The 24,738-nt window shown below is 69.3% G+C and carries 24 protein-coding genes and 1 pseudogene; 13 read left to right on the top strand and 12 right to left on the bottom strand.

Annotated features, from left to right (window positions below; all coding sequences use genetic code 11):
• The 3 genes and pseudogenes from AABN02_RS13400 to AABN02_RS13390 form a co-directional block, all read left to right on the top strand.
• Nucleotides 1-132, top strand: a pseudogene (locus tag AABN02_RS13400) (IS1595 family transposase); the annotation flags it as partial.
• 276 nt (nucleotides 133-408) lie between these two features.
• The gene (locus AABN02_RS13395; RefSeq protein WP_338415426.1) at nucleotides 409-678 is read left to right on the top strand and encodes a BrnA antitoxin family protein; all 270 of its coding nucleotides are present in this window, start codon (nucleotides 409-411) and stop codon (nucleotides 676-678) included.
• A gap of 65 nt (nucleotides 679-743) precedes the next feature.
• Nucleotides 744-986, top strand: a complete 243-nt coding sequence (locus AABN02_RS13390; RefSeq protein ID WP_338415430.1) for a DUF433 domain-containing protein — start codon at nucleotides 744-746, stop codon at nucleotides 984-986.
• A 46-nt stretch (nucleotides 987-1,032) separates the two neighbouring features.
• Here AABN02_RS13390 and AABN02_RS13385 read toward each other — a convergent pair whose 3' ends face one another.
• Both AABN02_RS13385 and AABN02_RS13380 read right to left on the bottom strand, forming a co-directional pair.
• Nucleotides 1,033-1,647, bottom strand: coding sequence for a PIN domain-containing protein (locus AABN02_RS13385; RefSeq protein WP_338415425.1), 615 nt, complete (start codon nucleotides 1,645-1,647; stop codon nucleotides 1,033-1,035).
• The gene (locus tag AABN02_RS13380; RefSeq protein ID WP_338415424.1) at nucleotides 1,644-2,129 is read right to left on the bottom strand and encodes an excisionase family DNA-binding protein; all 486 of its coding nucleotides are present in this window, start codon (nucleotides 2,127-2,129) and stop codon (nucleotides 1,644-1,646) included. The genes AABN02_RS13385 and AABN02_RS13380 overlap by 4 nt, the downstream gene beginning before the upstream one ends.
• A 147-nt stretch (nucleotides 2,130-2,276) precedes the next feature.
• Between AABN02_RS13380 and AABN02_RS13375 the strand changes: the two genes are divergently transcribed.
• Complete coding sequence (locus AABN02_RS13375) at nucleotides 2,277-2,948, top strand: hypothetical protein (RefSeq protein WP_338415423.1); 672 nt, start codon at nucleotides 2,277-2,279, stop codon at nucleotides 2,946-2,948.
• A gap of 18 nt (nucleotides 2,949-2,966) precedes the next feature.
• Here the strand turns inward: AABN02_RS13375 and AABN02_RS13370 are convergent, their stop codons facing one another.
• Genes AABN02_RS13370 through AABN02_RS13360 form a run of 3 tightly spaced genes read right to left on the bottom strand, consistent with a single transcriptional unit; the run spans nucleotide 2,967 to nucleotide 5,195 of the window.
• On the bottom strand, nucleotides 2,967-3,653 hold the full coding sequence (locus tag AABN02_RS13370) for a GNAT family N-acetyltransferase (RefSeq protein ID WP_338415422.1): 687 nt from the start codon (nucleotides 3,651-3,653) through the stop codon (nucleotides 2,967-2,969).
• On the bottom strand, nucleotides 3,650-4,861 hold the full coding sequence (locus tag AABN02_RS13365; protein ID WP_338415421.1) for a hypothetical protein: 1,212 nt from the start codon (nucleotides 4,859-4,861) through the stop codon (nucleotides 3,650-3,652). Before AABN02_RS13365 ends, AABN02_RS13370 begins: the two co-directional genes overlap by 4 nt.
• Nucleotides 4,845-5,195 (bottom strand): hypothetical protein, encoded by a 351-nt coding sequence (locus AABN02_RS13360; RefSeq protein ID WP_338415420.1) that lies wholly within the window; start codon nucleotides 5,193-5,195, stop codon nucleotides 4,845-4,847. The genes AABN02_RS13365 and AABN02_RS13360 overlap by 17 nt, the downstream gene beginning before the upstream one ends.
• Nucleotides 5,196-5,350: 155 nt before the next feature.
• Between AABN02_RS13360 and lspA the strand changes: the two genes are divergently transcribed.
• Nucleotides 5,351-5,881: a signal peptidase II gene (gene lspA, locus AABN02_RS13355; RefSeq protein ID WP_338415419.1), complete on the top strand. Its 531-nt coding sequence runs from the start codon at nucleotides 5,351-5,353 to the stop codon at nucleotides 5,879-5,881.
• 93 nt (nucleotides 5,882-5,974) lie between these two features.
• Nucleotides 5,975-6,817, top strand: a complete 843-nt coding sequence (locus tag AABN02_RS13350; protein ID WP_338415418.1) for a DUF2189 domain-containing protein — start codon at nucleotides 5,975-5,977, stop codon at nucleotides 6,815-6,817.
• 1 nt (nucleotide 6,818) lies between these two features.
• Here AABN02_RS13350 and AABN02_RS13345 read toward each other — a convergent pair whose 3' ends face one another.
• On the bottom strand, nucleotides 6,819-7,802 hold the full coding sequence (locus AABN02_RS13345) for a quinone oxidoreductase (RefSeq protein ID WP_338415417.1): 984 nt from the start codon (nucleotides 7,800-7,802) through the stop codon (nucleotides 6,819-6,821).
• A 108-nt stretch (nucleotides 7,803-7,910) separates the two neighbouring features.
• Here AABN02_RS13345 and tssJ point away from each other — a divergent pair, with 108 nt between their 5' ends.
• Genes tssJ through tagF form a run of 5 tightly spaced genes read left to right on the top strand, consistent with a single transcriptional unit; the run spans nucleotide 7,911 to nucleotide 15,462 of the window.
• Nucleotides 7,911-8,513 (top strand): type VI secretion system lipoprotein TssJ, encoded by a 603-nt coding sequence (gene tssJ, locus AABN02_RS13340; RefSeq protein WP_338415416.1) that lies wholly within the window; start codon nucleotides 7,911-7,913, stop codon nucleotides 8,511-8,513.
• Entirely contained in the window at nucleotides 8,510-9,853 is a 1,344-nt protein-coding gene (tssK, locus tag AABN02_RS13335; protein ID WP_338415415.1) for a type VI secretion system baseplate subunit TssK, read from the top strand. Before tssJ ends, tssK begins: the two co-directional genes overlap by 4 nt.
• 44 nt (nucleotides 9,854-9,897) lie before the next feature.
• Complete coding sequence (locus tag AABN02_RS13330; protein ID WP_338415414.1) at nucleotides 9,898-11,229, top strand: DotU family type VI secretion system protein; 1,332 nt, start codon at nucleotides 9,898-9,900, stop codon at nucleotides 11,227-11,229.
• A gap of 4 nt (nucleotides 11,230-11,233) precedes the next feature.
• A complete protein-coding gene (gene tssM / locus AABN02_RS13325) occupies nucleotides 11,234-14,857 on the top strand; it encodes a type VI secretion system membrane subunit TssM (RefSeq protein ID WP_338415413.1) in 3,624 nt (1,207 codons plus the stop codon).
• The gene (gene tagF / locus AABN02_RS13320) at nucleotides 14,839-15,462 is read left to right on the top strand and encodes a type VI secretion system-associated protein TagF (protein ID WP_338415412.1); all 624 of its coding nucleotides are present in this window, start codon (nucleotides 14,839-14,841) and stop codon (nucleotides 15,460-15,462) included. Before tssM ends, tagF begins: the two co-directional genes overlap by 19 nt.
• Nucleotides 15,463-15,472: 10 nt before the next feature.
• Here the strand turns inward: tagF and AABN02_RS13315 are convergent, their stop codons facing one another.
• Both AABN02_RS13315 and tagH read right to left on the bottom strand, forming a co-directional pair.
• Nucleotides 15,473-16,222: a protein phosphatase 2C domain-containing protein gene (locus AABN02_RS13315; RefSeq protein WP_338415411.1), complete on the bottom strand. Its 750-nt coding sequence runs from the start codon at nucleotides 16,220-16,222 to the stop codon at nucleotides 15,473-15,475.
• 2 nt (nucleotides 16,223-16,224) lie between these two features.
• Nucleotides 16,225-17,868: a type VI secretion system-associated FHA domain protein TagH gene (tagH, locus tag AABN02_RS13310; RefSeq protein WP_338415410.1), complete on the bottom strand. Its 1,644-nt coding sequence runs from the start codon at nucleotides 17,866-17,868 to the stop codon at nucleotides 16,225-16,227.
• 228 nt (nucleotides 17,869-18,096) lie between these two features.
• Here tagH and AABN02_RS13305 point away from each other — a divergent pair, with 228 nt between their 5' ends.
• The gene (locus AABN02_RS13305) at nucleotides 18,097-19,989 is read left to right on the top strand and encodes a serine/threonine-protein kinase (RefSeq protein ID WP_338415409.1); all 1,893 of its coding nucleotides are present in this window, start codon (nucleotides 18,097-18,099) and stop codon (nucleotides 19,987-19,989) included.
• A 108-nt stretch (nucleotides 19,990-20,097) separates the two neighbouring features.
• Nucleotides 20,098-21,813 (top strand): serine/threonine-protein kinase, encoded by a 1,716-nt coding sequence (locus AABN02_RS13300; protein WP_338415408.1) that lies wholly within the window; start codon nucleotides 20,098-20,100, stop codon nucleotides 21,811-21,813.
• A gap of 16 nt (nucleotides 21,814-21,829) precedes the next feature.
• Here the strand turns inward: AABN02_RS13300 and AABN02_RS13295 are convergent, their stop codons facing one another.
• The 4 genes from AABN02_RS13295 to AABN02_RS13280 all read right to left on the bottom strand — a co-directional run bounded on the left by AABN02_RS13295 (nucleotide 21,830) and on the right by AABN02_RS13280 (nucleotide 24,707).
• Nucleotides 21,830-22,351 carry a hypothetical protein gene (locus tag AABN02_RS13295; protein WP_338415407.1) on the bottom strand — a complete coding sequence of 174 codons (522 nt, stop codon included), beginning with the start codon at nucleotides 22,349-22,351 and terminating at the stop codon, nucleotides 21,830-21,832.
• A gap of 12 nt (nucleotides 22,352-22,363) precedes the next feature.
• A complete protein-coding gene (locus AABN02_RS13290) occupies nucleotides 22,364-23,137 on the bottom strand; it encodes a polysaccharide lyase family 7 protein (RefSeq protein WP_338415406.1) in 774 nt (257 codons plus the stop codon).
• Nucleotides 23,138-23,254: 117 nt separating this feature from the next.
• Nucleotides 23,255-23,434, bottom strand: coding sequence for a hypothetical protein (locus AABN02_RS13285; protein WP_338415405.1), 180 nt, complete (start codon nucleotides 23,432-23,434; stop codon nucleotides 23,255-23,257).
• A 4-nt stretch (nucleotides 23,435-23,438) separates the two neighbouring features.
• A complete protein-coding gene (locus tag AABN02_RS13280) occupies nucleotides 23,439-24,707 on the bottom strand; it encodes a TIGR02270 family protein (RefSeq protein ID WP_338415429.1) in 1,269 nt (422 codons plus the stop codon).
• Nucleotides 24,708-24,738 lie beyond the last annotated feature (31 nt).

Genomic DNA, 24,738 nt, shown 5'->3' with positions numbered 1-24,738 from the left:
GCGGCGTTCGCCTACCGCTTCAACCGTCGGTTCGACCTGCGCGGGCTGGTGGCCCGGCTCATCATTGATGTCTCACGGTGCAAGCCTCGGGCTCAGCGGGTCGTCCGGGGGAATGCTGAGGATCGTTGCTAATCAGGTGGGAATTTGATCGCCTTCCGTTACAAAGGTGATGCAGAAGAGGCAGCAGAAGAGGCCTCAGACCGCCATAAAAACGGGTCTAGAGACAGGCCCTGATCGATGACAAACCCGCATCGAGGCTGCTCAAATGACCTGTCTCGGTGCGCTCAAACCGACGGCGATTTCGAGTCCAACGGCGGCTTGGTCTTGCCGTTCTCGTAGCGCGAAAACGCATTCACGCCGCCCACTATGTCGATAGCTCGCAGGAAAACCGCACGCCCCGCCATCGTCATGCCGACCGTGGAAGAGGACACCACCATCACCGCCGCCGCTCTGAGCGACCCAGACGCCCAGCCCTTGACGGACGCGCAACTCGGTGCGATGGTGCCGATGAAAACCCTGCGCGGACGCCCCCGCACAGCAAACCCCAAACGACTGGTCTCGGTGCGCTACAGCCCCGAAGTCATCACGTATTTCAAGTCCACCGGCGATGGCTGGCAGGCGCGCATGGACGGGGTGCTGCGCGAGTACGTGGCGCAGCAGACGCGGCACTCGTCCTGACCCCCGACGGGGCGATGTCCACACGCCACGCACAGCGGCACAATCGACCAACCGCAGCCCGCCCCATCAGGAGCCCCATACCCACCCTCGATCGCATCACCCAACGCGCCGACGTGATGGGCGGCAAGGCGTGCATTCGCGGCCTGCGTGTCACGGTCGGCATGGTCGTCGGCCAGATCGCTGCCGGGCGCAGCATCGCCGACCTGCTCGCCGATTACCCCTACCTCGAACACGAGGACATCTTGCAGGCGCTGGCCTACGCCTCGTGGCTTGCAGAGGAACGCGAAGTGGTGCTGGCCAGCGCCTGATCGCACGGGCAGGCGAGGTACACCATGGTAAAGGGATACCCCTCCCCTACAGTCTGACAACCCCCGCCGAGTACGCTGCCGACAAAGCGCCCGCGATTCGAACTTGCCCATCATTGCTCAGTTTCTGAAGCAGCACCGCCGGATCTGGTTTTGACACCAGATCCAGGCGGAACTGCCGAAACGCGGCGGCAAACAGCCGGGGTTTCATGTCGAACAATCCACCGAGAAACCTGTCCGGCAAGCGCAGTTCGATGCCAAGCTGATCCAGCGCGTCCGCATTGAAATCCTTGATGTTCCGGCTGGTCAGGACCACGGCCTCAGCGTGCGGATAAAGATCCGATGCGATCAGGTGATAGGCACAGGCGGCCACATGGGTATCCTTGGCCGAGTTAACGGCATGTGCCACATGACGAAGCTGCGCTTGCACCTCCGCAACCGACACCAGGGCGTTGGGCAAGGCATCTTGCAGACGCGCCTCGTGGGCCTTGGCCTGTTCGACGGTTTTCTTTCGCCCGGTATCGACCAAAGCCCGGCTCATCTCGTCAAGGATCAACGGTGACCAGTGCAACCGGATCAGTCCGCCATAGTCCAGATAGACCAGCAAGCCCCGCGTGGTTGCCGAAAACAAGGTATCGGCATCCGCCACCACAGGAATGCTCATGGCTGACCAAAGACCTCGTCATCCAGATCCACTGCCACCCGCTTGAGCGCCTGTGCCTGCCGCGACCGCTCCCCCGCTTGCCAAGCCTGAACCGCACTGCGCAGCACCCGGCGCTGATTGCCCACCCTCTGGTGCAGCGCGACCGCCCCCGATTCGATCAGCTTGACCATGAACGGCCGGCTGACCCCCACCAACCGGGCAGCCTCCTCGGTAGTCATCACCAGGTCATCGGTCACAGCAGGCGCCTGCGCAGCCTGCAACGACGCTGGAATCGACGCGACTTCGACCCCCGATTGCGCCAGCGCCTCGGTCAGATCACGCTTGATGGCTTGCCGGGCTTTCGCACTGAGCCGGACATGGCGACCGACGATGGACACCAGCGGGTCCAATGACAGCGTCACCCGCGCCAAAGGAGCAAGTGCCGGTGCTGCAAGAACCCCTGGCACGCGGGGAGTCGGTGCGATGTGGTGTTTGGTGTTCATGTGGAAAGCGTAACACCAGATCGAAATACGCGAAACACTCGAATCAGAGCCGCACGCGGTGCTCAATCGGCCTACAGCAGCCAGTTCAGTCCCAGGCCAGAGACAGGTAGAGTTCCCACAGGCCCACGGACTTCCGCGACCATGCACATGACCAACGCCTCAACCCCCTTCGCCGCGGCACTGCTGTTGCTGCTCACCGGCTGCGCCACCCACCTCCAAGGCACGGTCAGCTCCGAAACCGACCCGAACCTGCCGGTGCGCCCGGACATGGTGGTGCTGCTCAAGGCGTCCGAGGCCGATGAATCGACCGCGTTGCGTAACCGGCGGCACTTGCCCAACATCGCCGATCGGCTGCGCGAGCGGGGATTCAAGAAAGTCTTCACCCCGCTCAGCCCGCCGCCACGGGACACGCCGGTCGACCTGCAGGCCACCGCCCAGTTGCTGCGGCTCACGACCGCGCACCAGTACACCGCCCCCGACTACGGCGAGATCTCGCCCGCACGGACGGTGACCGATTGCAGCACCGATGCGGCAGGCAAGAAAACCTGTGTGCAGCGCACGATCAGGGCGCGCACCGGCGTCATCGGCTATTCGACGCGCACCGACACCCTGCACGACTACACCGTCAAGCTCACCTGGTACAGCGCCCGAACGGGGCAGCTCGCGATGGTCAGCACCATCACGGCGCGCAACCCGCCCTGTGCCGAGGAAGAGAATTTCGAGCTGCTGGTGGAAAACGGCCTGATGCGCCTGTCCTTCGACACCACACGGACCGAGAGCTTCCGTGTGGAGCTGGCCAAGGACCAGTGTCGGCGCTGACCCGCCAGACGCGTCAGTTCACCAGTGCCGCTCGATGAGCCCGATGCGGCGCCCGATGCGGCTGACCAGCAGGTGGTACTTCAAGCGCCAGCCGTCCATCGGCGAATGGTCCGGTGCGGGCGGTGGCGGCAGTCCGCGCGCCTGCTCGAAACTCGCCCGCGACAGGTAGATCATCACCGCCGTCTTGTAGGGCAGGTGGATCACCCGGCCGAATTCGAATCCCGACTGCACCAGCCGCAGCAGCACCTTCCGGTTGCGGATGTCCGGCTCACCCACCAGCCGCTGCACCGACGGATCACGGAAGATCCACGCCGCGATCGCCTGGAAGGTGTAGTAGGCCGCCGCCGGCAGCGGTTTCTCGACCGGCCCGAGCATCAGGTGAAACCCACGATCGCCCGCCTGCACGGGGTAGTGCCGGCTCAATACATCCGCATTCACGTCATACGACTGGAACATGAACAGCCGCTCCCCCGTGGCCGCCAGGATGCCGAAGACCATGTCGCAGGTACCGCTGGCCTCGATCCCGGCGAACTTCTCGCGGATCTCCTCCACCGTCTTGCCTTGCAGCCCCCAGAAACGGGCGTAGTCGCGGCTGAACCAGTCGTGCAGCAGCGGGGCATCCTCGTCGAGCACCATCTTGCGCAGCACGACCGTGCCACTGGGACCGAAGGGGACTTCGAGCGGTGTGGTCAGCGCGCCACTCATGCCGGCACGCCGAGCGGTGCACCGTGCTGCGTCGGGCGGGTCTCCAGCATCGCCAGCAGCGGCTGCAGGGACGGACCACAGGCGCGGCTGTGGAGATCGTCCAGCGTGATGGTCCGGGCTTCGAAGCGTTGCAGCGCGCGGTGCGTGGCACCGAGTTGCTGCTTGCAGAACGGGAATATCAGCTCCGTGACCAGCCGCATCCGGCGCGCAGCCGATACCCGCACGTCCCCGCCCACCTGGTCGATGAGATAACCCCCATTGCCCGAATTGACCAGATTGGCGGTCACCAGCGCCGCCCGGACCTGAGGAAAATCAAATTCGTCCAGCAGCGCCAGCAGGACCTGGATGCAATGGCCCATCACCGTGCGGTCGTCATGGCCCTCACCGGGGTCGTGGTAACACTTGTCCAGACAGTCGGCGACCAGCGCCTGCTCGGCCTCGCCCAGCGCGCCGTCGCGCGCCTGCAGCGCCCACAGCGACTGCGCGCACAGATACTGCGTCAGGCGCACCAGCAATTCGAGCCGCGAACTGGCATACACATAGGCGTAGAACTCGTCCCAGTCGCTGATGGACTTGACCGCGCGCTGTGCGTCGACGGAGTCCAGCGGCTTGGCGAACGTGCCATTCATGGTCACGTCCAGGAAATCGAGGATCAGCTTCTTGCTGCCCGCACAGCCCTTGCCGCCGGCGGAGACCAGCGTGCCGGAACGGTCGGCCATCTCGTACAGCTCGGCGGCCGTCAGCGGGCCGTCGTGCAGCACGGCCAGATCGCCCTTCTCCATGAAGGTGCGCACGATCATGAACGGCCCGACACCCAGCGTGAAGAACGCCGTTTCGAGCGCAGGCAGCGAGGTGATCGGGTGGCTGCGCTTGCGCGCCAGATAGGCCGGGTAGGCCGCGCCCAGCTTGGAGAACACATAGCCCTGGCGCAGCGTCAGGCGCGGGCCGGTGATGCCGCGTCGGCGGAGGTAGTCGTTGCGCAGCATCGTGGTGAACTGCAGCGCGTCCGGCCAGACCGCCATCACCTGCCGCAGCGCCGTCACATTGATGGGCAGTCCGTTGCGCGAGCCTTCGAACTTGCAGATCTTGTGTTCGGTATCGACCGCTTCCCGGTAAATTGCGGGATTGGTGTTGTTTTCTCCGATCTGGCGGCCATCATGGGAATGGAACGTACAAATACCATTCCAGACGTCATAGTCGAATTCCATGTTCGCGCGCCGGTATGGCGGCGGATTCACGGCGGAATACAGCCGTACCGCAAGCTTGTTGAAACGCCTGGAATAAAACAGCTTTTTCGCCAGAGCCGACATCGAGTGCAATCTTCTGCAGTTGGTTGATCTTCTGGTGAATCCGATGCCTGCCACGTTCCCCGTGCAAACCGGACCGACCCCCGTCGTTCTTGCCAAGGTCGAGACCACCCCGGACTTTCGTCTGCACTTTGCCCACCCCTGGCGGCCAAGGGCAAGTCAGCACTGCCCACAATTGGACACCAATTCCACAACCGAGCAAAATTTCACGAAAATTTTTTGCAATAATTTTCATATTTTGCTACTTAGGGGAATCAATAGCTGGTACGAAAACGGACCCGCGCGCGCTTGCCGGATTCTGGCAGCAGTCGCACCGGCGTTCACGTATACAGTGCCGGCCTGACCCAAGTCAGCCCCTTCCCCCTTTCAGCCCTCTCAGGTGGCCCGCCGATGCGCTCCAAGTCCCGCTCTTCCCTGTCCCGGTCGTCCTCGGCATCGCTGACACCCTGGCTGCTGCTCGCGCTGCTGATCATCGCGGCCGACCAGGCGACCAAGTGGCTGATCCTGCAGCGCTTCCAGCTCGGCGACGGCCAGGTCGTCACCAGCTTCTTCAACCTCGTGCGGGTCCACAACACCGGTGCGGCCTTCTCCTTCCTCGCGCAGGCATCCGGCTGGCAGCGCTGGTTCTTCATCGGACTCGGAGTGGCGGCCTCGACCCTGTTCATCTGGATGCTCAAGAACCACGCGCAGCAGCGGCTGTTCAGCTTCAGCGTGGCCATGCTGCTCGGCGGCGCCATCGGCAATGTGGTCGACCGCGCCTGGCACGGCTACGTGGTCGATTTCCTGCAATTCCACTGGAACTGGCTCGCGCCGCTGTTCCCGGGCGGCTACTTCCCGTCCTTCAACATCGCCGACTGCGCCATCACGGCCGGGGCGATCGGCCTGATCCTCGACGAGCTGTTGCGGGTGCGCCGCAGTTGATCGGCATGGGCGGCCGGTTCGGGTGATCCCCGGATGGCGGGTTTCCCCGGTGGATCCTATCGTCAGGAACCGAACCAGGAGCGCCCGCCGACCATGAGCCCGACCCATCCCGCCGCGGACGACCCCCCCGACGCGCTCCCCGACGACACGGCGGCCCCCACCCACGACGCCCCGCCCATCCGCCTGCGCAAGATCCGCTTCGGCGACCCGCTGCGCTGGCTGGCGCGCGGCCTGAACGACTACCTTGCCCACCCCGCCATCAGCCTGTTCTTCGGCGTCTGCTTCATGGCGATGGGCTGGACGCTGATGAAGGTCTACGAGAACGCGCCCGCCTACACGCTGGCGATGTCGGCCGGCTTCCTGCTGCTGGGGCCGTTTCTCTGCATGGGGCTGTACCAGATGTCGATGCGGCTGGAGCGCGGCCTCGTGCCCGACTTCGGCGATTCGCTGACCGCCTGGGACGAGCGCATCGGCCAGATGGCCATCTTCGGCTTCGTGCTGCTGGTGCTGGAGATGCTCTGGGGCCGGGCCACGATGGTGATCTTCGCCGTCAGCTTCGACGGCATGCCCGACCTGAAGGGCTCGCTGCTGACGCTGCTCGACCCGGAAAACATCGGCTTCATCACCGCCTACCTCGCCGCGAGCGTCCTCTTCGGCGGGCTGATCTTCTCGATCAGCGTGGTGAGCATCCCGATGATGCTCGACCGCCAGGTGGACGCCATCACCGCCGGGCTGACCAGCCTGCGGCTGGTGCTGAACCAGCCGGGCGTGATGGTGTGGTGGGCGGTGCTGATCACCGTGCTGATGGTGCTGGCGATGCTGCCGTGGTTCCTCGGACTGCTGTTCATCGGGCCGGTGGTGGGGCACGCGAGCTGGCACGCCTACCGGGCCACCGTCATCGACGAAGGCAGCGACGAGGTCGACACCTCGGCCTGAACTACAGCGTCAGGATCGTGCAGCCGGTGGTGGCGCGCGCTTCCAGGTCGCGGTGGGCCTGGGCGACCTGTTCGAGCGGATAGCGCTGCGCGATCGGGATCGTCACCGCGCCGGAGCTGACCATCGCGAACAGCTCCTCGGCCAGGGCCTGGCAGCCTTCGCGGGTGGCGATGTGCGTGAACAGCGTCGGGCGCGTGACGTACAGCGAGCCCTTGGCACCCAGCACGCCGAGGTTCACCGGCGGGATCGGGCCGGACGCGTTGCCGTAGGTGGCGAGCAGGCCAAAGGGCGCCAGGCAGTCCAGCGAGCCCTCGAAGGTGTCCTTGCCGATCGAGTCGTAGACCACCTTCACGCCGCGGCCTTCGGTGATCTCGCGCACGCGGGCGGTGAAGTTCTCGCTGCGGTAGTTGATGGCGTGGGTGGCGCCGTGCTGCAGCGCGAGCAGGCACTTGTCCGGGCTGCCGGCGGTGGCGATCAGGTTCAGCCCCATCGCGCGCGCCCACTGGCAGGCGATCAGGCCGACCCCGCCCGCTGCCGCGTGGAAGAGCACGAAGTCACCGGCTTGCAGGCCCCCTTGCGGCTGGGTGCGGTGCAGCAGGTAGGCGGCGGTCATGCCCTTGAGCATCATCGCGGCGCCGGTCTCGAAGTCGATGCCGTCCGGCAGTTCCACGACGCACTTTGCCGGCATCACCCGCACCTCGCAGTAGCTGCCCGGCGGCTGGCTGGCGTAGGCGACGCGGTCGCCGGCCTGCAGGTGCGTGACGCCCTCGCCCACCGACTCGACCACGCCGGCGGCTTCCATGCCCAGCGCCAGCGGCAGCGCATTGGGGTAGAGGCCGGTGCGCTGGTAGACGTCGATGAAGTTCAGGCCGATGGCATGGTGGCGGATGCGCACCTCGCCCGGGCCGGGTTCGCCGACGGGCAAATCGACGAGCTGCATCACGTCGGGGCCGCCGAAGGCGGCGATCTGGATGGCGCGGGGCATGGGAGTCTCCTGTCTGTCCGGTAGGGAATGCAGAGCTTACGGGATCCGCCCGGCCAAGGTGACCTTGGTCATGGTGTCCGCGGGATTTCGACGACTATCCTCGACCGCATGCCGAACGCCTGCGCAGCCCCCCGCCGTGACGCCCTGCAGCGCCTGCTGCGCATTGCCCTGGTCTGGCCGGCCACGCTGGCCACCGTGACCGGCTGTTCGATGATGCCCGGCGCGCAGAAGAAGGCGAAGGCCGAGGACGCCGCCCCGCGCCAGCCGCTGCTCGCCGGCCTGCTCACCCCCGACCCGACGCTGCTCAACCTGCAGATCTCGACCAGCGCCGACGCCAATCCCGACGCCCGCAAACGCCCCTCGCCGCTGGTGCTGCGGGTCTACGAACTCTCCGGCCACGCCCTGTTCGACACCGCCGACTTCCTCGCCCTGTTCGAGCGCGACCGCGAGACGCTCGGCGCCGAGATGCTGGGCAAGGAGGAATGGGTGATGGCGCCGGGCTCGGTGCGCACGCTGGAGCGCAAGCTCGCCCCCGAGGTGCGCCACCTCGGCATCCTCGCCGGCTACCGCGACCTGGAGCGGGCGCGCTGGCGGCTGGTCGTGCCGGTGAAGCCGCAGGTGCGCAACACGGTGCGCCTGCGTGCCGATGCCCGCGCGCTGGGACTCGAGCCAGCCGAGCCAGCAGGCGCCAACCCCGGATCCGCCCGATGAGCTGGCGCAGCAAGGTCGTGTGGTCGCAGGGCATGTTCCTGCTGCCGCACCACTTCCAGCAGGAAGCGCGCTACGTCGAGCGCCTGGTCGACACCCGCGCGCGCGCCACGCAGCCCTTCGCCTGGGGATTCGGCACGCTGGAGCTGGACGAGGGCCTGCTCGCCCAGGGCAAGCTCGGCATCGCCCGCGCCCTCGGTGTGCTGCCGGACGGCACGCCCTTCTCCATCCCGCAGTTCGACCCGCCCCCGGCCCCGCTCGACATTCCCGTCGATCTGAAGAACGAGCTGGTCCACCTCACGCTCGCGCTGGCCCGCCCGGACGGCCCGGACGAGGTCGACCAGGGCCAGGGCGCCGCACCGGAGCTGGCCCGCTACACCACCCTGACCGAGGCCCTGCGCGACAACACCGACGGCGCGGCCGAACCCGAGGAAGTGCAGACCGGCCAGATCCGCCTGAAGCTGCTGCGCAGCCGCGACCTGACCGGCGCGCACACGGCGATGTCGGTCGCGCTGGTGCAGGACCGCACGCCCGAAGCGCTGGTGCGGCTCGACCGCGGCCACATCCCGCCGGCCTGGACGCTGGACGCCAGCCACCCGCTGCCCGCCGATGCGCGGCTGGTGCACACGCTGGTGCGGCAGCGCGCGCAGGCCATGGCGCGCGACATGGGCCAGCTCAGCCACGGCACGTCGGAGATCTCCGCCTTCCTGATGCTGCAGCTGCTCAACCGCCACGAGCCGCTGTGGCGCCAGATCGCCGAGGCGCCGGTCGTCCACCCGCGGGCCTTGTTCGACCTGGCGCTCTCGCTGGCCGGCGAGCTGGCAACCTTCACGACCACCAGCCGCCGCCCGCCCGACTTCCCGCTCTACCGCCACGACGACCTGCGCGGCTGCTTCGCGCCGGTGTGGGACGCGCTGCGCACGATGCTGGCCTTCGAGCACGAGCGCCTGGCGCAGCAGATCCCGCTCATCGACCGCGGCCACAACGTCCACACCGCCGTCGTCCCCAGCCCCGAGCTGATCCGCAGCGCCGCCTTCGTGCTGGCCGTCAACGCGCAACTGCCGTCCGAGCAACTGCGCCAGCGCTTCCCGGCCCAGAGCAAGGTCGGACCGGCCGAGCGCATCCGCCAGCTGGTCAACAGCAACCTGCCGGGCATGGGCCTGCGCAGCCTGCCGACGGTGCCCCGCGAGCTGCCCTTCCACGCCGGCTTCCACTACTTCGATCTGGAGCGCAGCGGCGAGCTGTGGCAGACCTTTGCCCAGAGCGGCAACCTCGCGCTCTTCATCGCGGGCGAGTTTCCGGGGCTGGAGCTGGAACTGTGGGCGATTCGTTCGCCGAGCTGAACTGAACTGAACTGCGCCGAGCCGAGCACCCACTGGAGGCTGCGATGAGCACCCCGCGATCTGACGACCCGTTTGCCAGCCCCCCGGACGACCGGACCTTCATGATGCCCACGCCGGGCGCCCGCGGGCGGTCCCCTTCAGCCGCCGCCGCGCCGGCCGGTGCGGGTCGCCTGTCGCCCGAAGTGGCCCGCGACCTGCCGCCCCCGGAGACGGGGATGAACCCGCTGCTCGCGCTGGCCAATCCGCTGCTGTGCACGGCGCCCCGCCTGCGCATGACCGCCCACGTCGCCGACCCGCAGGCGCTCAAGGACGGCCTCGCGCAGGCGATCCGCGACTTCGAGCAGCGCGCCCGCGCCCAGGGCCTCGCGCCCGAGCGTGTGCTGGCGGCGCGCTACATCCTCTGCACCGTGCTCGACGAGGCGGCCGCCGGCACGCCCTGGGGCAGCGGCGGCGTCTGGGGCAAGCAGAACCTGCTGGTGACCTTCCACAACGAGGGCTTCGGCGGCGACAAGGTCTTCCAGCTCATGGCCAAGCTGGCGGAAGACCCCGCCACCAACCGCGACCTGCTGGAGACGGTCTACGCCGCGCTCAACCTCGGCTTCGAGGGCCGCTACCGCGTCATCGAAGGTGGCAAGGCCCAGCTCGAAGCCGTGCGTGACCGGCTGGCGCAAATTCTCCAGACGGCCCGCGGCGACCACGCGCCCGCACTCGCGCAGCACTGGCAGGTGCAGGCCCAGCGCAGCCGCCCGCTGCTGAGCTGGCTGCCGCTGTGGGTCACCGGGGCGCTGGCGATGCTCGCGCTGCTGGCGGTCTACCTCGGGCTGGCGTTCAGCCTGGGCGCCGCCTCCGACCCGGTGTTCGCCCGCATCGTGGCGCTGCGCCCGCCCGCTCCCGCACCGACGCAAGTCGTCGTCGCCGCACCGGCCGCACAGCCGCGGCTCGCCGGCTTCCTGCAGCCAGACATCCAGGCCGAGCTGGTGGCGGTGCGCGATCTGGCCGACCGCAGCGTCGTCGTGCTGCGTGGCGAGGGCCTGTTCGACAGCGGCAGCGCCACGCTCCGCGCCGACCGCGAGGCGCTGATCCGCCGCATCGCCGAGGCGCTGGGCCGCGTGCCCGGCACGGTCATCGTCACCGGCCACACCGACAACGTGCAGAGCCGCTCGCTGCAGTTCCCCTCCAACTGGCACCTCTCCGAAGCCCGCGCCGCCAGCGTGCGCAGCCTGCTGCAGAACGACGGCCTGCCCGCCGCGCGGCTGCAGGCCCGCGGCAAGGGAGAAGCCGAGCCGATCGTCCCCAACGACTCGGCCGCCAAACGCGCCCGCAACCGCCGGGTGGAAATCGAACTGCTGGTCGCCGGCACGAAGGCGGGAGGCTGAGGCCATGAAAAAACTGCTGTCGTGGATCTTCCACCCCTGGCTGCTCGCCGCGCTGGGGCTGCTGGCGCTCGCGGCGCTGGTCTGGTGGGTGGGGCCGCTGGTCGCCATCGCGGGCCGGGAGCCGCTGGCCTCGGAGATGGTGCGGGCGGTGGTGATCGCCGTGCTGGTCGGCGGCTATCTGGCGGTCAAGCTGGTGGCGGCCTGGCAGGCGCGGCGGGCCAACAGCGCAGTGGTCGACCAGCTGCTCAAGCCCGCCCCCGCCAGCGCGCAGGCGCCGCAGGAAGCCGCGGAGATCAAGCTGCTGCGCGAGCGCTTTGCACAGGGAATCCAGACCTTGCGCCAGACCCGCTTCGATGGCGGCACCGCACGCTCCAGCGCCGCCGGCAGCGTGTGGGAGAACCTCTCGGCGCGTGTCTCGAAGCGCTACCTCTACCAGCTGCCCTGGTACATCTTCATCGGTGCACCGGGCTCGGGCAAGACGACCGCGCTGCTCAACGCCGGCCTGCGCTTCCCGCTCGCCGGGCAGCTCGGCCAGACCCAGGCGCGCGGGGTCGCCGGGATCGCCGGCACGCGCAACTGCGACTGGTGGTTCACCGACGAAGCCGTGCTGATCGACACCGCCGGCCGCTACACCACGCAGGACAGCGACCGCGAGGCCGACAAGACCGCCTGGGACGGTTTCATGGGCCTGCTCAAGTCGAGCCGGCCGCGCCAGCCAATCAACGGTGCGCTCGTCACGGTCTCGGTCAGCGACCTGCTCACGCGCAGCGCCGCCGACCGGGCGCGCGAGGCCGGCGCGGTGCGGGCGCGGGTGCAGGAGCTGCACCAGCAGCTCGGCGTGCGCTTTCCCGTCTACCTGCTGGTCACCAAGTGCGACCTGCTGGCCGGCTTCATGGACTACCTCGGCACGCTCGACAAGGAGCAGCGCGCCACCCCCTGGGGCTTCACCTTCCCGATGGATGCCCAGCAGCGCTGCGACCTCTCCGGCTTCCTGACCGAGTTCGACCTGCTGGAGCAGCGCCTGACCGACGGCCTGATCGACCGCCTGCAGCCCGAGCGCGACGTCGGCCGCCGCACCCGCATCTACGCCTTCCCGCAGCAGTTCAATGCGCTGCGGCAGGTGCTCAAGGAGTTCGTCGACGAGGTGTTCGCGCCCTCGACCTTCGAGGAGCACCCGCTGCTGCGCGGCGTCTACTTCATCAGCGGCACGCAGGAGGGCACGCCGCTGGACCGCATGCTCGGCAGCCTGACGCGCCAGCTGCAGATCGACCGCGCCGCCATGCCGCCCAACCAGGCCAGCGGCAAGAGCTTCTTCCTGGAGCGGCTGCTGCGTGAGGTCGTCTTCGCCGAGAGCGCGCTCGGCGGCACCAACCTGAAATGGGAGCGCCGCCGCCACGCGCTCGCATTGGCCGGCTACGTCGGCATCGCGCTGGTGGGCCTGATGGCGGTGGGTCTGTGGACCCGCAGCACCCTGCTCAACCGCGACACCGTCGCCCAGGTCGACCAGCGCACCGAGGCGCTGCGGTTGGCGCTGCAGAGCGACCCGGCGCGGCTGTCGTCGGACGTGCTGGGCCTGCTGCCGCTGCTCGACCAGACCCGGGCGCTGGTCGGCGACACGTCCACGCCGTGGGCGGCCCGCTTCGGGCTGGACCAGCGGCCCAAGCTCGCCGACGCCGGGGCGCAGGCCTACGAGCGCATGCTGGTCGATGCGCTGCTGCCGCGCATCGCGTTGCGGGTCGAGGAACAGATCGCCGGGAGCATGAACAACGCCGACGTGCAGTACGACGCGCTCAAGACCGCCGTGATGCTGCACGAGCCGGCGCACTTCCAGCCCGACTGGATCCGCGCCTACCTGGAGGCCGACTGGGCCGCCAGCCTGCCGCGCGAGGTCACCACCGAGCAGCGCGCCAGCCTGCTCGCCCACCTGGACGCCCTGCTGGCGCGCGGCGCCGTCAGCTCGCCGATCAAGGCCAACGAGACGCTGATCGCCCAGGCCCGCGCCCGGCTGACGCCGACGCCGCTGGCCAACCGCATCTACAACCGGCTGCAGCGCGTGCGGCTGGGCGCGGAGATCCCCGAGTTCACCGCGGTGCGGGCAGGCGGACCCTCGACGCCGCTGGTCTTCACCCGCACCAGCGGCAAGCCGCTGACCGAGGGCGTGCCCGGTTTCTACACCTACGAGGGTTACCACAAGGCCTTCAACGGCGTGGTCTCGGACGCCACGGCCGAACTGGCCGCGGAAGAATCCTGGGTGCTGGGTGTCAAGGACAGCGCGCGCACCGCCACGCTGAAGGATCCGCTGGCCGCCAGCCGGCTGGTGGACGACGTACGGCGCCTTTACCTGAGCGACTACGCCACCCGCTGGAGCGCCTTCATCGACGACCTGCGCATGCTGCCGGCCGACAACCTGTCGAAGGCGGTGCAGATGTCCCGGGTGCTGACCGCGCCGGACTCGCCGCTCAAGCCGCTGCTGCGCGAGATCGTGCGCCACACGACGCTGACGCCCTCGGCCAACCCGAACGCCTCGGTGATCGACCAGGCCGAGAAGCGCCTGAAGACCGCCGTCAAGGAACGGGTGCTCGGCCCGATCCTGGGGGATGCGCAGGCCGCGGCCGTCGCGCGCGGCGACAGTCTGGAGAAGACGCTGGTCGACGACCGCTTCAACGCGCTGCGCCTGCTCGTGACCTCGCCGGACGGCAAGGGCCCGGCGCCGATCGACGGCACCCTCGCGCTGATCAACGACATCTACACCCAGCTCAACGCCACCGAAACCGCGGTGCAAGGCGGCAACGCGCCACCGCCGTCCGACGTGCCGAACCGCGCCAAGGCGGAGGCGGGCCGGCTGCCACCGCCGATGAAGGCGCTGCTGCAGAGCCTGTCGGTCAGCGGTACAAAGGCGGCACTCGACGTGACCCGAAACAACCTGAGCCAGATGGTGAAGTCCGAGATCACCACGTTCTGCCAGAAGGCCACCGCCAACCGCTACCCCTTCGACCGGGGCAGCACCCGCGACGTGACGCAGGACGACTTCGCCCGGCTGTTTGCACCCGGCGGGCTGATGGACGCCTTCGTGCAGAAGAACCTGCTGACCTTCGTGGACACGACGACGCGGCCGTGGAGCTTCCGCAAGGTCGACGGGACGAGCATGGGCAGCGGGCTGAGCGCCGGCGCGCTGCTGCAGTTCCAGCACGCGGCCGAGATCCGCGACGCCTTCTTCCGCGCGGGTGGCACGACGCCCTCGGTGAAGCTCGATTTCAAGCCGATGGAGATGGACGCCACGATCACGCAGTTCCTGCTCGACGTGGATGGCCAGACGGTCAAGTACGCGCACGGCCCGGCCATTCCTGGCACGGTGCAGTGGCCGGGACCGCGTGGCAACGCGCTGGTGCGGGTGGCGCTCAGCCCGGTGGCCGCCACCGGCACCTCGGGGCTGACGACCGAGGGGGCGTGGGCGCTGTTCCGGCTGTTCGACCGGCTGCAACTCACCCCGGGCAACGGCCCGGAACGCTTCACCGCCACCTTCAACCTCGACGGGCGCAAGGCGGTGTTCGAGGTCACCTCCTCCAGCGTGCAGAACCCGCTGCGGCTGGCGGCGCTGCGCAGCTTCTCGTGTCCGACGGGGCTGTGAGCGTGGCGGGCGAGGCGGAGCAGGACGCGCCGCTGGTCTGCGGCTGGTACGGCAAGCTGCCGGCGGTGGGCGACTTCGCCTTGCGGCGCCTGCCGACCCCGATGGTGGAGCGCTGTGACGCCTGGTTGAGCAACGGCCTGGCGGCCAGCCAGCGCGCCCTTGGATCGGATTGGCTGGACCTCTACCTGACCGCGCCGATCTGGCGCTTCGCCTGGTGGCCGGGCATCGCGGGAGAGACGGCCTGGATGGGCGTGCTGATGCCGAGCGTGGACCGGGTCGGGCGCTACTTTCCGCTGCTACTGGCCGCGCCCTGCCCTGCCGGGATCGACTCGGCGGCGGACCGCCCGGCACCGGGCAACGAGGGAACGCTCGACTGGCTGGACCGGCTGGCCGACACCGCCCAGGACTGCCTGCAGCCGGGGGCGTCGCTGGACTCGTTCGAGGCCGCGCTCGCCGCCGATCCGCGGCCGGCGACGGCCAGCCCGCTGTGGTCCGCCGCGCCACCGGGGCACAGCCTGTGGTGGACCGACCGCACGCACCGGCACGACTGGCCCGGCCTACCGGACGGGACGGCGTTCGCCGCGCTGCTGCAAGGCGACGGCTAGCCGCCCCGCGTCAGCCGAGCAGCAGCACCACCGCGCTGTAGTTGTCCTGGTTCGGCAAGCCGGCCTCCACGACCAGGCGGCGCATGCGCTCCAACCAGTCGGCGGCACCGGCCGCATGCTGCCGCGTGCGGGCGATCGCGTCGGGTGTCACCACGTCCCACCAGCCATCGCTGCAGAGCACGAAGGCATCGCCCGCACGCACCGGCAGCGGCGCCGGACACAGGTGGACCTCGATCGGCTCGGCCCCGCCGAGGGCGCACAGCAACTGGTTCTTGCGCGGGTGGTGCTGTGCCGCCTCGGGCGTGAGGAAGCCGGCATCCACCATCTGCTGCACGACGCTGTCGTCGCGGGTCAGCGCCACCGCGACGCCATCGCGCAGCAGGTAGAGCCGGCTATCGCCGACATGGGCCCAGACCGCCTCGCCACGCGCCCGGTCCAGCGCCAGCGCGACCACGGTGGCGTGCATGCGCCAGCGGCCCTGCGCCTGGGACTGCTCGGCATTGAGGCCGGCGTGGGCCTGCTCGATCGCGGAACCGAGCCGGTCTGCCGAGAGGCCTTCCGCCACCGCCGCGCCCTGCTGCATGGCGGCATCGACCGTGGTGACCACCCGCCGCGAGGCCTCGTCGCCCCGGCTGTGGCCGCCGGCGCCGTCGGAGAGCACGGCCCAGGCCAGGTCGCCCGATTGGCCGACCCGCAGGTCGTCCTCGTTGTGGTCGCGTGCGCCGGGATCGACGCAGGTGTGGACATCGAGCTGGAGCATGGTCAGGAACCGCCCGCCAGGCGGTCAGGCTGGGTACCCGGCTGGCGCGAGGCGTCCAGCCGGTCGAGCTGTTCCTCATAGGCCTGCAGGAAGGCCTTGCCGAACAGGGAATGGAAGTCGTCCTTGGCGTCGTCGCTGACGGACTGGAAGTGCTGCAGGTACAGCTCCCACAGCCGCGCCCGGCGGTGCATGGGCAGCACGCTGTCGAACACCGACTGGCGGGTCAGCTTGGCCTCGAGCTGGTCGGGAGCGAAGCGGTCGAGCACGCCGTCGAGCGCGGCGCGCATGCCCGCCATCGTGCCCACGGCGTGGCCGACGAGATCGTCCATCGCCTGGTCGATCGCCTCCGGTCCGGCCAGAAAACCGCGCAGCGGAGGCTGCAGCAGCTGCTCCAGCGCCATGCGGCCGTCGGGCGAGAACTTCAGCGGGTTGTTGTTGCGCGGCTGGATCATCGTGACCTGGGCGTGCAGTTCGGCCTTGGTGGTAGCGCGGGCGGCCACGAGCTGGACCGTGCCGTCCACGCTGCGGCGCAGCATCTGGCCGATCACGCGCATCAGCGCCGGTGTCAGCCCGCCCGGCAGCTGCAGCCCGATGCCGGCGCCCTCGCAGAACGCCGTCCACAGCGGGTCCGCGCCAGACGGCGTCGTGGGCATGGGCGTCGGCATCGGAGCCGACGCCAGCGGCATGGCTGGTGCCACAGGAGCGACAGGAGCCACAGGCGGCACCGGAGCGGTCGGAGCAACCGGGCCCGCCGGCAAGCCCCAGCTCTTCACATCGCCCAGCAGCTGCGTCAGGCCACTGCCGGACGGCGGCGCACTGCGGGCCTGCGGCAGCGGCATGGAACCGTTCAGCTCCGGCGTGCGGTCGGCGCGCGGCGGCGGGGGTGCGGGGTTGGCCGGGGCCACGCGCAGGAAGTCGTCGACAGCGTCGCTGCCCTTGACCGAGGGGCCCAGTCCGAACAGATCGTCCAGCCCCGCCGAGGGCTGCCCGCGACCGGCGCCGAAGCCGCCGCCCGGATCCAGGCCCAGGTCGGTCCCCAGATCGAACCCCGAGGGCAGCGCCACGGGCGCAGGTCCCGGCGCCGCGGACTCGAAGCCCCCCAGGTCGTCGAACGGGGAGCGGGCGGACAGCGCGGCGCTGCCCTTGCCGGGCGTGGGCGGTGCCCACAGCGCGGCAAACGGATCGGAGGCCGTCTCGGGCGCCGGTGGTGGTGCTGGCGTCGGCGCTGGCACGAACGCGGGCGCGGGTGGCGGCGACGTCGTTGGTGGCGGCGATGTCCGCGTGACGTCGGCGACCGATGGCACGGCGGCGGAGGCGGCCGTCACCTGCGAGGTCCGGCTGATGCGCAGCAGGTAGCTGCCGATCTGCAGGTCATCGCCATCCGACAGCAGCACGCTGCGCCCGGACGGCACCGGCCGCCCGTTCACCACGATGGGGTTGGCGTGGCTGACGTTGCGCACCGAATAGCCGCGCTCGTCCCGGCTGACTTCGGCCTGCACGCGCGAGATGTGGCGCTCCGGGTCGGGCAGCATCAGCGTGCAGGTCTCGGCACGGCCGATCGTGCCAACGCGGTCATCGAAGATGCCTGTGATCGGCTGGGTCAGGGGCTGGCCGGCCAGGCTCACGGCCCGTATCAGCAATCGCATTCTTCCTCCGGATCGGGGTCAAGGCGGGAAAGGGCATGCCAGTGTTGACCCGGAACCGTCCAGCGGCAACAAACGAAAGTCATGCTGGCGGCCGCCCATCCCCCCCGAACTGGTGCAAACCAAAGTCACGAGACGTGTCAGGCGTCTGCGGCTATGCTCCGCGGCGCAACGATCCCTTCCCCCAGAGACCCCCAAGACCCCCCAAACCCCCAACACCGAGACGATCCCGTGGAAGATGACGGCACCCTGAGCATCGGCACCCGACTGGGTGAATTCGAGATCCGCGGCCTGGTGGGTATTGGCGGCTTCGGCATCGTCTACCGCGCCTTCGACCACGACCTGGAGCGCGAGGTCGCGATCAAGGAGTACATGCCCGGCCTGCTCGCCTCACGCACCGTCGACGGCCAGGTGCAGGCCCGCGGCCGTACCCACGCCGAGACCTTCGAGGCCGGCCGGCGCAGCTTCATGCTCGAAGCGAAGATGCTGGCGCGCTTCGACCACCCGGCGCTGGTCAAGGTCTTCCGCTTCTGGGAGGGCAATGGCACCGCCTACATGGTCATGCCGCTCTACACCGGCCAGACACTGGCGCAGGTGCTCAAGCAGATGCCGGCGCCGCCCACCGAGATCTGGCTGATGGGGGTGCTGGTCCCGCTGCTGGGGGCCCTGGAGGCGCTGCACAGCCAGCAGATCTTCCACCGCGATGTCTCGCCGGACAACATCCTGCTGCTGCGCAACGGCCGGCCGGTGCTGCTGGACTTCGGTGCCGCGCGGCAGGTCATCAGCGACCGCACGCAGACGCTGACCGCCATCCTCAAGCCCAACTACGCGCCCATCGAGCAGTACGCCGAGGTGCCCAATCTGCGCCAGGGGCCGTGGACCGACCTGTACGCGCTCGGCGCCGTCGTCTACGCCAGCCTGACGGGCAAGCCGCCGACACCGGCCGCCGCCCGCACGGTGCAGGACGATCTGGTGCCGCTGGCCGAGGTGGCCGCGCGCATCGAGGCCGAACACGGGCAGCGCTACAGCGCGGCCTTCCTCGACGCCTGGCAGCAGGCGCTGGCCGTGCGCCCGAACGACCGCCCGCAGAGCGTGCGCGAACTGCTGCAGCGCCTGGGCCTGATGCCCTCGGCCATCGCCGCCGATGACGACGCCACCGTGATCGCCCCGCTCACCCGCGCGCCGGCCCGCCTGCCCGACAACGACCACACCGTCGTCGTCACCGGCCTGCCCGCCCACACCGTCGCACCGCCGCCGCGCACGGGCCTGTCCACGACCACCTCGGTGCCGACCGGCCGCGACATGCGCATGGTCCCGCCGGTGACGCAGGACACCACCCACCGCACGGCACGCGCATCGACCCTCCCACCGCAACCTCCGCCACCGACCGAAGCCAGCGCTCCGTCTGCATCCGCGCCGACCGATGCCCTCGCACCGCTGGAAAAACCGGCCACCGCCTCACACGGACTGATGGCCGTGGCCCTGGCCGCCATCCTGGGCATCGGCGTGCTCGGCTACCTCATGACCCGCCAGCCCTCCGGGCCGGCGACCGGCAGCGCACCCGCACCGTCCGCCGCGCTGGCCGCATCGGCCGCGTTGGCTTCCGCGTCCTCCACAGACACCGTGTCGGCTGCCAGTCGCCCCGCCATGGTCATCATCGACGAAGCGCCCGAGCGGCCGGTGGCCAGCGCGTCGGCCCCGTCCGACCTGCTGGTCGCTGCCAGTGCGCCGGCGCCGGTGGCCTCGGCGCCAGACAAGGCCGCGCTGGCCGCCGCCAAGGCATCGGCCGCAGCGGCCAAGGCTTCTGCGGCGGCGGCCAGGCTCGCCGCCAGGCAGGCGGCCTCGCAGGCGACCGCCAATGGCGCGCTGTCGAACCTGCCCCCGACCGGTGCAGGCCCTGCGCCAGCCACGCCCCATGCGCAGGTCGCCACGCCAACGGCAGCCCCGTCGCAGGCGCCCGCCCGCACGCTGGACGACCTGTGCGGCAAGCGGAACTTCCTGGTCCGCGACCTCTGCATCCAGGACGCCTGCCTGACCCCCGAGTTCTCGCGCACCGCCGCCTGCGTCGACCTCCGGCGCAAGGCGGAGGATGAGCGGATCCGCAAGCTCCACACCGACGGCTGACCCGGTCCGACGGGGTTGACGGGTCCGACAGGACTTTGGTCAATCGACAGCCGGGGCGGGGCGGCCTAGATTGGACGGGCTGGCCTCTCCCAGCCAGGAGCCGACCCCATGTCCGAGTCCCCACCCGCCGTCCCGTCCGCACCCGCGCCGCTGCCCGGCGACGACCGGGATGCCACCATCATGGTGCTGCCCGTCCAGCCGCTGGTCCCCGGCGAGTTGCCGGACGACGCATTTGGCAACGCCCTGCCCGCCGGCACGCGCATGGGCGAGTTCGAGCTGCTGTCGATGATCGGCGAAGGCGGCTTCGGCATCGTCTACCTCGCGCAGGACCACTCGCTGCACCGCCAGGTCGCCCTCAAGGAATACATGCCCTCGGCGCTGGCGGCGCGCACCCAGGCGATGACGGTGTCGGTGCGCTCGCGGCGGCACGCGGAGACCTTCGAGGCGGGCCTGCGCAGTTTCATCAACGAAGCGCGGCTGCTGGCGCAGTTCGACCACCCCTCGCTGATCAAGGTCTACCGCTTCTGGGAAGCCAACGGCACGGCCTACATGGTCATGCCCTACTACACCGGCCGGACGCTGTCGGCCACGCTGAAGGCCCTGCCCGCCCCACCCGACGAACTCTGGCTGCGCAGCCTGCTCGCGCCGGTGCTTGATGCACTGGAGGTGATGCACCGCGCCGACACCTACCACCGCGACATCGCCCCGGACAACATCATGGTCCTGGAGAGCGGCCGCCCGGTCATCCTCGACCTCGGCGCGGCCCGGCGGGTGATCGGCGACATGACGCAGGCGCTGACCGTGATCCTGAAGACGGGCTACGCGCCGATCGAGCAGTACGGCGAGATGCCCGGCGTCAAGCAAGGGCCGTGGACCGACCTCTATGCGCTGGGTTCGGTGCTGTACTTCGCCATCACCGGGCAGACGCCACCGCAGTCGATCACGCGGGTGATGACGGACAAGTACCAGCCGCTCGCCGAGGTGGCCGCCGGGCGCTACAGCGCGCCGTTTCTGGAGGCCATCGACGCCTGTCTGGCGGTCCTGCCGCAACACCGGCCGCAGAACATCGCTGCCTTGCGGGCGCTGCTCGCGGCAGAGCCGGCCCCGGTCGCAGCCGCAATGCCGGCCAGGAGCGCCCCCAGCCCAGCCCCGGCGACCGCGCCCGCACCGCCGCCGATGCCGCGCCCGATCCTGCCGGTGCACGCGGGCGCTCCAACCGCCGGTCGCCACCCCGGCGCGTGGATCGCCGGCGGACTCGTCGCCTTGCTCGCGGCCGGTGGCCTGGCCTACACCGTGCTGCGCCCGGCGCCGGTGGCAACCCCCGCTGCCATCACCGGTGAAGCGCCTCCTCCAGCTCCCGTGTCGCCGCCCACGGTGGCACCCGAGCCGGCCCCGGTCGCCACGGCACCGGTGCCCATAACAGCTGAACCACCCGCAGTTCCGACACCAGCCCCCACCCCGCCGACAGTGCCACCCGCCCCGGCCCCCGTTGCCAAGGTGGACCGCCCGGCACCAGCCGCCGCGCCCGCACCCAGACCCACGCCGTCCCCCAGACCAGCCGTTACGCGCGACGAGCGCCCGCGCCCGGCGACTGCCCCCACGGCCGGCGCCGACACCGACGCCAAGCCAGACCTGTCGCCGCAAGGCCAGCCGGATCCACCCGTCTGGGCCTCCGGCGGCCGCCCGCCCAAGGTCGTCCGGGTAGCACCGCCGCAGCCGGACTACGTCACGCAGGTCAAGTGCAACGACCTGCTGCAGAAATCGGCGCTGGGCGATCCCGTGACGGCCGCCGACCGGGACTTCATCCGCAAGGAGTGCCGCTAGCAAGCGGTTGGCATCGTCACGGACTGGGCATGGCCGGCGGTGGACAGCCGGTCAGCAGCATCTCCGCGCGGGTCTGCTCGCGCACCGTGGTCGCCCCCGTCTGCGTGCTGAAGATGCGCCATGCCGCGTTCAGGCTCTTGCAGGCACTGGCCATGTCGCCATGGCGCCGGAAAAAGTGCCCCGTCGTCTTGAACACCTTGCCCAGCGACCAGTCCTCGCCCGGCAGGCCCTTCACATGGGCCGCGATGCCACGGTTGAGGTAACGCAGCGCCATCTCGGGCGAGGCCTCTTTCTGGACCTTCAGGAACTCGCCGATGCGCCAGACGATTTCCACCGTCCGGCAGGGTGGCCCGCCGTTGCTACCATCGAGCACCTCGTCCCAGAGCCGCACCGCCTCGCCCGGATCACCTGGCCGGAACGCCTGCTGCGCCTGCCCCAGGCGGGCGGACTGGCTGACCTCAAGCTGGCACTGTTTCGGCACACCTGCCAGCGCCAGCAGGGGCGAGACCATCACCAGTGTCAACAGCGTCCTGCGCATGACCGCCCTCGCCTACCGGAACACCAGTTGCCGCATCAGCAAGAGGCCGCCATGGGCAGCGTCGGTGCCGACCTCGTCGAGGTAGACACCCGCCTTGTAGTACTGGCCGATGTCGCGCCAGCTCGGGTCGATCGGCATGCCGACCTCGTTGACCCAGACCTTCATGTCGCGCACCGAAATCTGGAGCGTCAACCAGGTCTGCAGCACGGAGAAGGTTTTCAGCACGTAGTTGTCGTAGCCGGTGCGGCTGTCGTCGGCGCTGCGCCGTACCTTGGCGCGCAACTGGTAGCCGCCCGCGGCCAGCGGCTCCACGAGCACCAGAAGCAGTGGCGGCGCGTTGACCAGCGCACCGCTGGCATCGGTGATGCGAAACCCGTGGACCTGCGCGACAACGACGATGCCGCGCAGTGGCGGCAGTTGCGTCAGCATGCACTCGACCGTCATCGCCAAGGGCGAGCCGTCACCGGTGGTCCAGCCGTCATTGGTACCCGCCAGGAGCTGGTGGCGGAACTCGGTGCGCGGGCTGTCGGTCGTGCCGCTCGACAGGGCGCCGGTGACCGGGCACCAGAACGTCACGGCGCTGGCATCGCCGGCGTCGCTGAGAAGAGTGGACCGGAAGAACTCGGATTCGTACCCCCGTGGCTGAGCCGAGGATGGCAGCAGCTCGGTGGCCTTGAGCGTGCGGGCCGGGGTGCCACCGGTGGTGCCGTCGGACTTGACGGGCAGGGTCAGGGTGACGTGGGTGAGGTCGAGGAGGCTGGCGGGTGGTGGCGGTGAGGCGGCCACTGGCGGTGGCGGGTCGACACTGCCACCGCCACAGGCCGGGAGCAGCTAGGTGGAGCCGATGAGCGACAGGATCTGGCGTCGTTGCATGCGATGGCCTTCGGAAGTCACGACGGGGCGTCAGCGCAGGGATGGCGACCGCAGCCAGAGCACGACCAGCACGAACACCAGCGCCACCACCAGCCGCACCTGGGCGGCGATGGTCAGCCTCCGGTGGCGCAGGCTGTCCACCACCGCGAGCAGGAACAGCAGCGCGGCGACGCCGGACAGCACGGTGGGGGCCGACAGGGCGTGCCACATGGCGCTACCCCATCGCTTTCAGCCAGCGCTGCTGGCGCCAGGCGGGGGCGGCGGTGGGGAACAGCGGGGTGCCGGGGGCGAGCATGCAGGCCCACTGGGCGGCGGCGATGCGCTGGCGCTGGTAGCCGTCGCGCAGGACTTTCAGCGCGTGGGCGGGACTTGGCGGCTCGCCGATGAAGAAGCGCTGGCCGGCGGGGAAGCGGTGCTGTTGCGCCTGCCACCACGCCTGGACCTTGTCGGGGTCGGGCCAGGGCAGGCCGTCGTCCTCGTCCATCGCGACGTTGTCGTCCTCGGGGTCGTCGTTGGGGCCGAAGTCGACGCCGGCGGGCGGCTTGCGGTCGAGGTCCAGCCAGGCGAGGTCGGCGCCCGTGATCATCGAGAACGCCTCGCCGGCCAGACGGGTCAGGCGCAGGTCGGTCATCTGGGCGATCAGCCAGGGGATGAGGTGGGGATCGCCGGTGATGCCGCAGCGGCGGAGGAGGCGGCGTCTGGCTTGGGCCGCGGCGGGGGTGTCGGCCTTGGTCAGGGTGACCCAGTGGCGCAGGTGCTGGTGCGCCGTGGGCAGGTCCAGCGCTTTGAGGACAAGCTCGGCGGCTGCATCGCTGGACGGGCCTGTGCCCTCGGCAAGTCCACGTAAAACTGTCAGTGCCACCGGCGATTGACTCCCGAGCAACAAAACTGATCGGGCTGCCCAGAAACGTAGCACACCATTCTTGGACAGGCACCCTGACAACACATGTGGAAGCAAATCAATACGTCCGGCTTCTCCTACCACCCGGAGTGCCTGCGGGAGTAATGTCTCATCGATCGCCGCAAGCGCCTCCACCAACGCACTGCCTGGATCGACACGATGCATCACACAAGCGGCCAAACCGATAGCGCGCTGGTGTACATGCGCTGCACACAGCAAATCTTGGATTACACCCTGCAATACTGGAGCCGAGACCCAACCGAACGCACTCCGGATACCAATATTGGCTTGTGGCTCCACTGCAGCAATGGTGAAGAGGTTACCAAGAAGGGCTGCATCATGAAATTCCAGCGCCATTGTCGTCGACAAGAATATCACCTCCGCCCCGGGATCTTCAAGGGATTCGTTGACAATATCTACCCCCCTGCGCCCAGCAATGAAAAGTCCATCAATGTTAGCAAGAAGGCGATCATCACAGCGCTGAAGATGATGGAGTTGCACATGCGGCGATCTGACAAGCGTTCTACGGACACGGCGCAAATGGCTCGACTCTTCAATATGCTGAGCGACGACAGTCGGCATATAGGGATAGAAAACAGCGTCCATCGGAGCA

This window comes from uncultured Sphaerotilus sp., assembly GCF_963924895.1.
In the GTDB taxonomy this organism is placed as follows: domain Bacteria; phylum Pseudomonadota; class Gammaproteobacteria; order Burkholderiales; family Burkholderiaceae_C; genus Sphaerotilus.
Note: the sequence above shows the minus strand (reverse complement) of the source record. Positions and strands in the feature narration are given on the sequence as shown.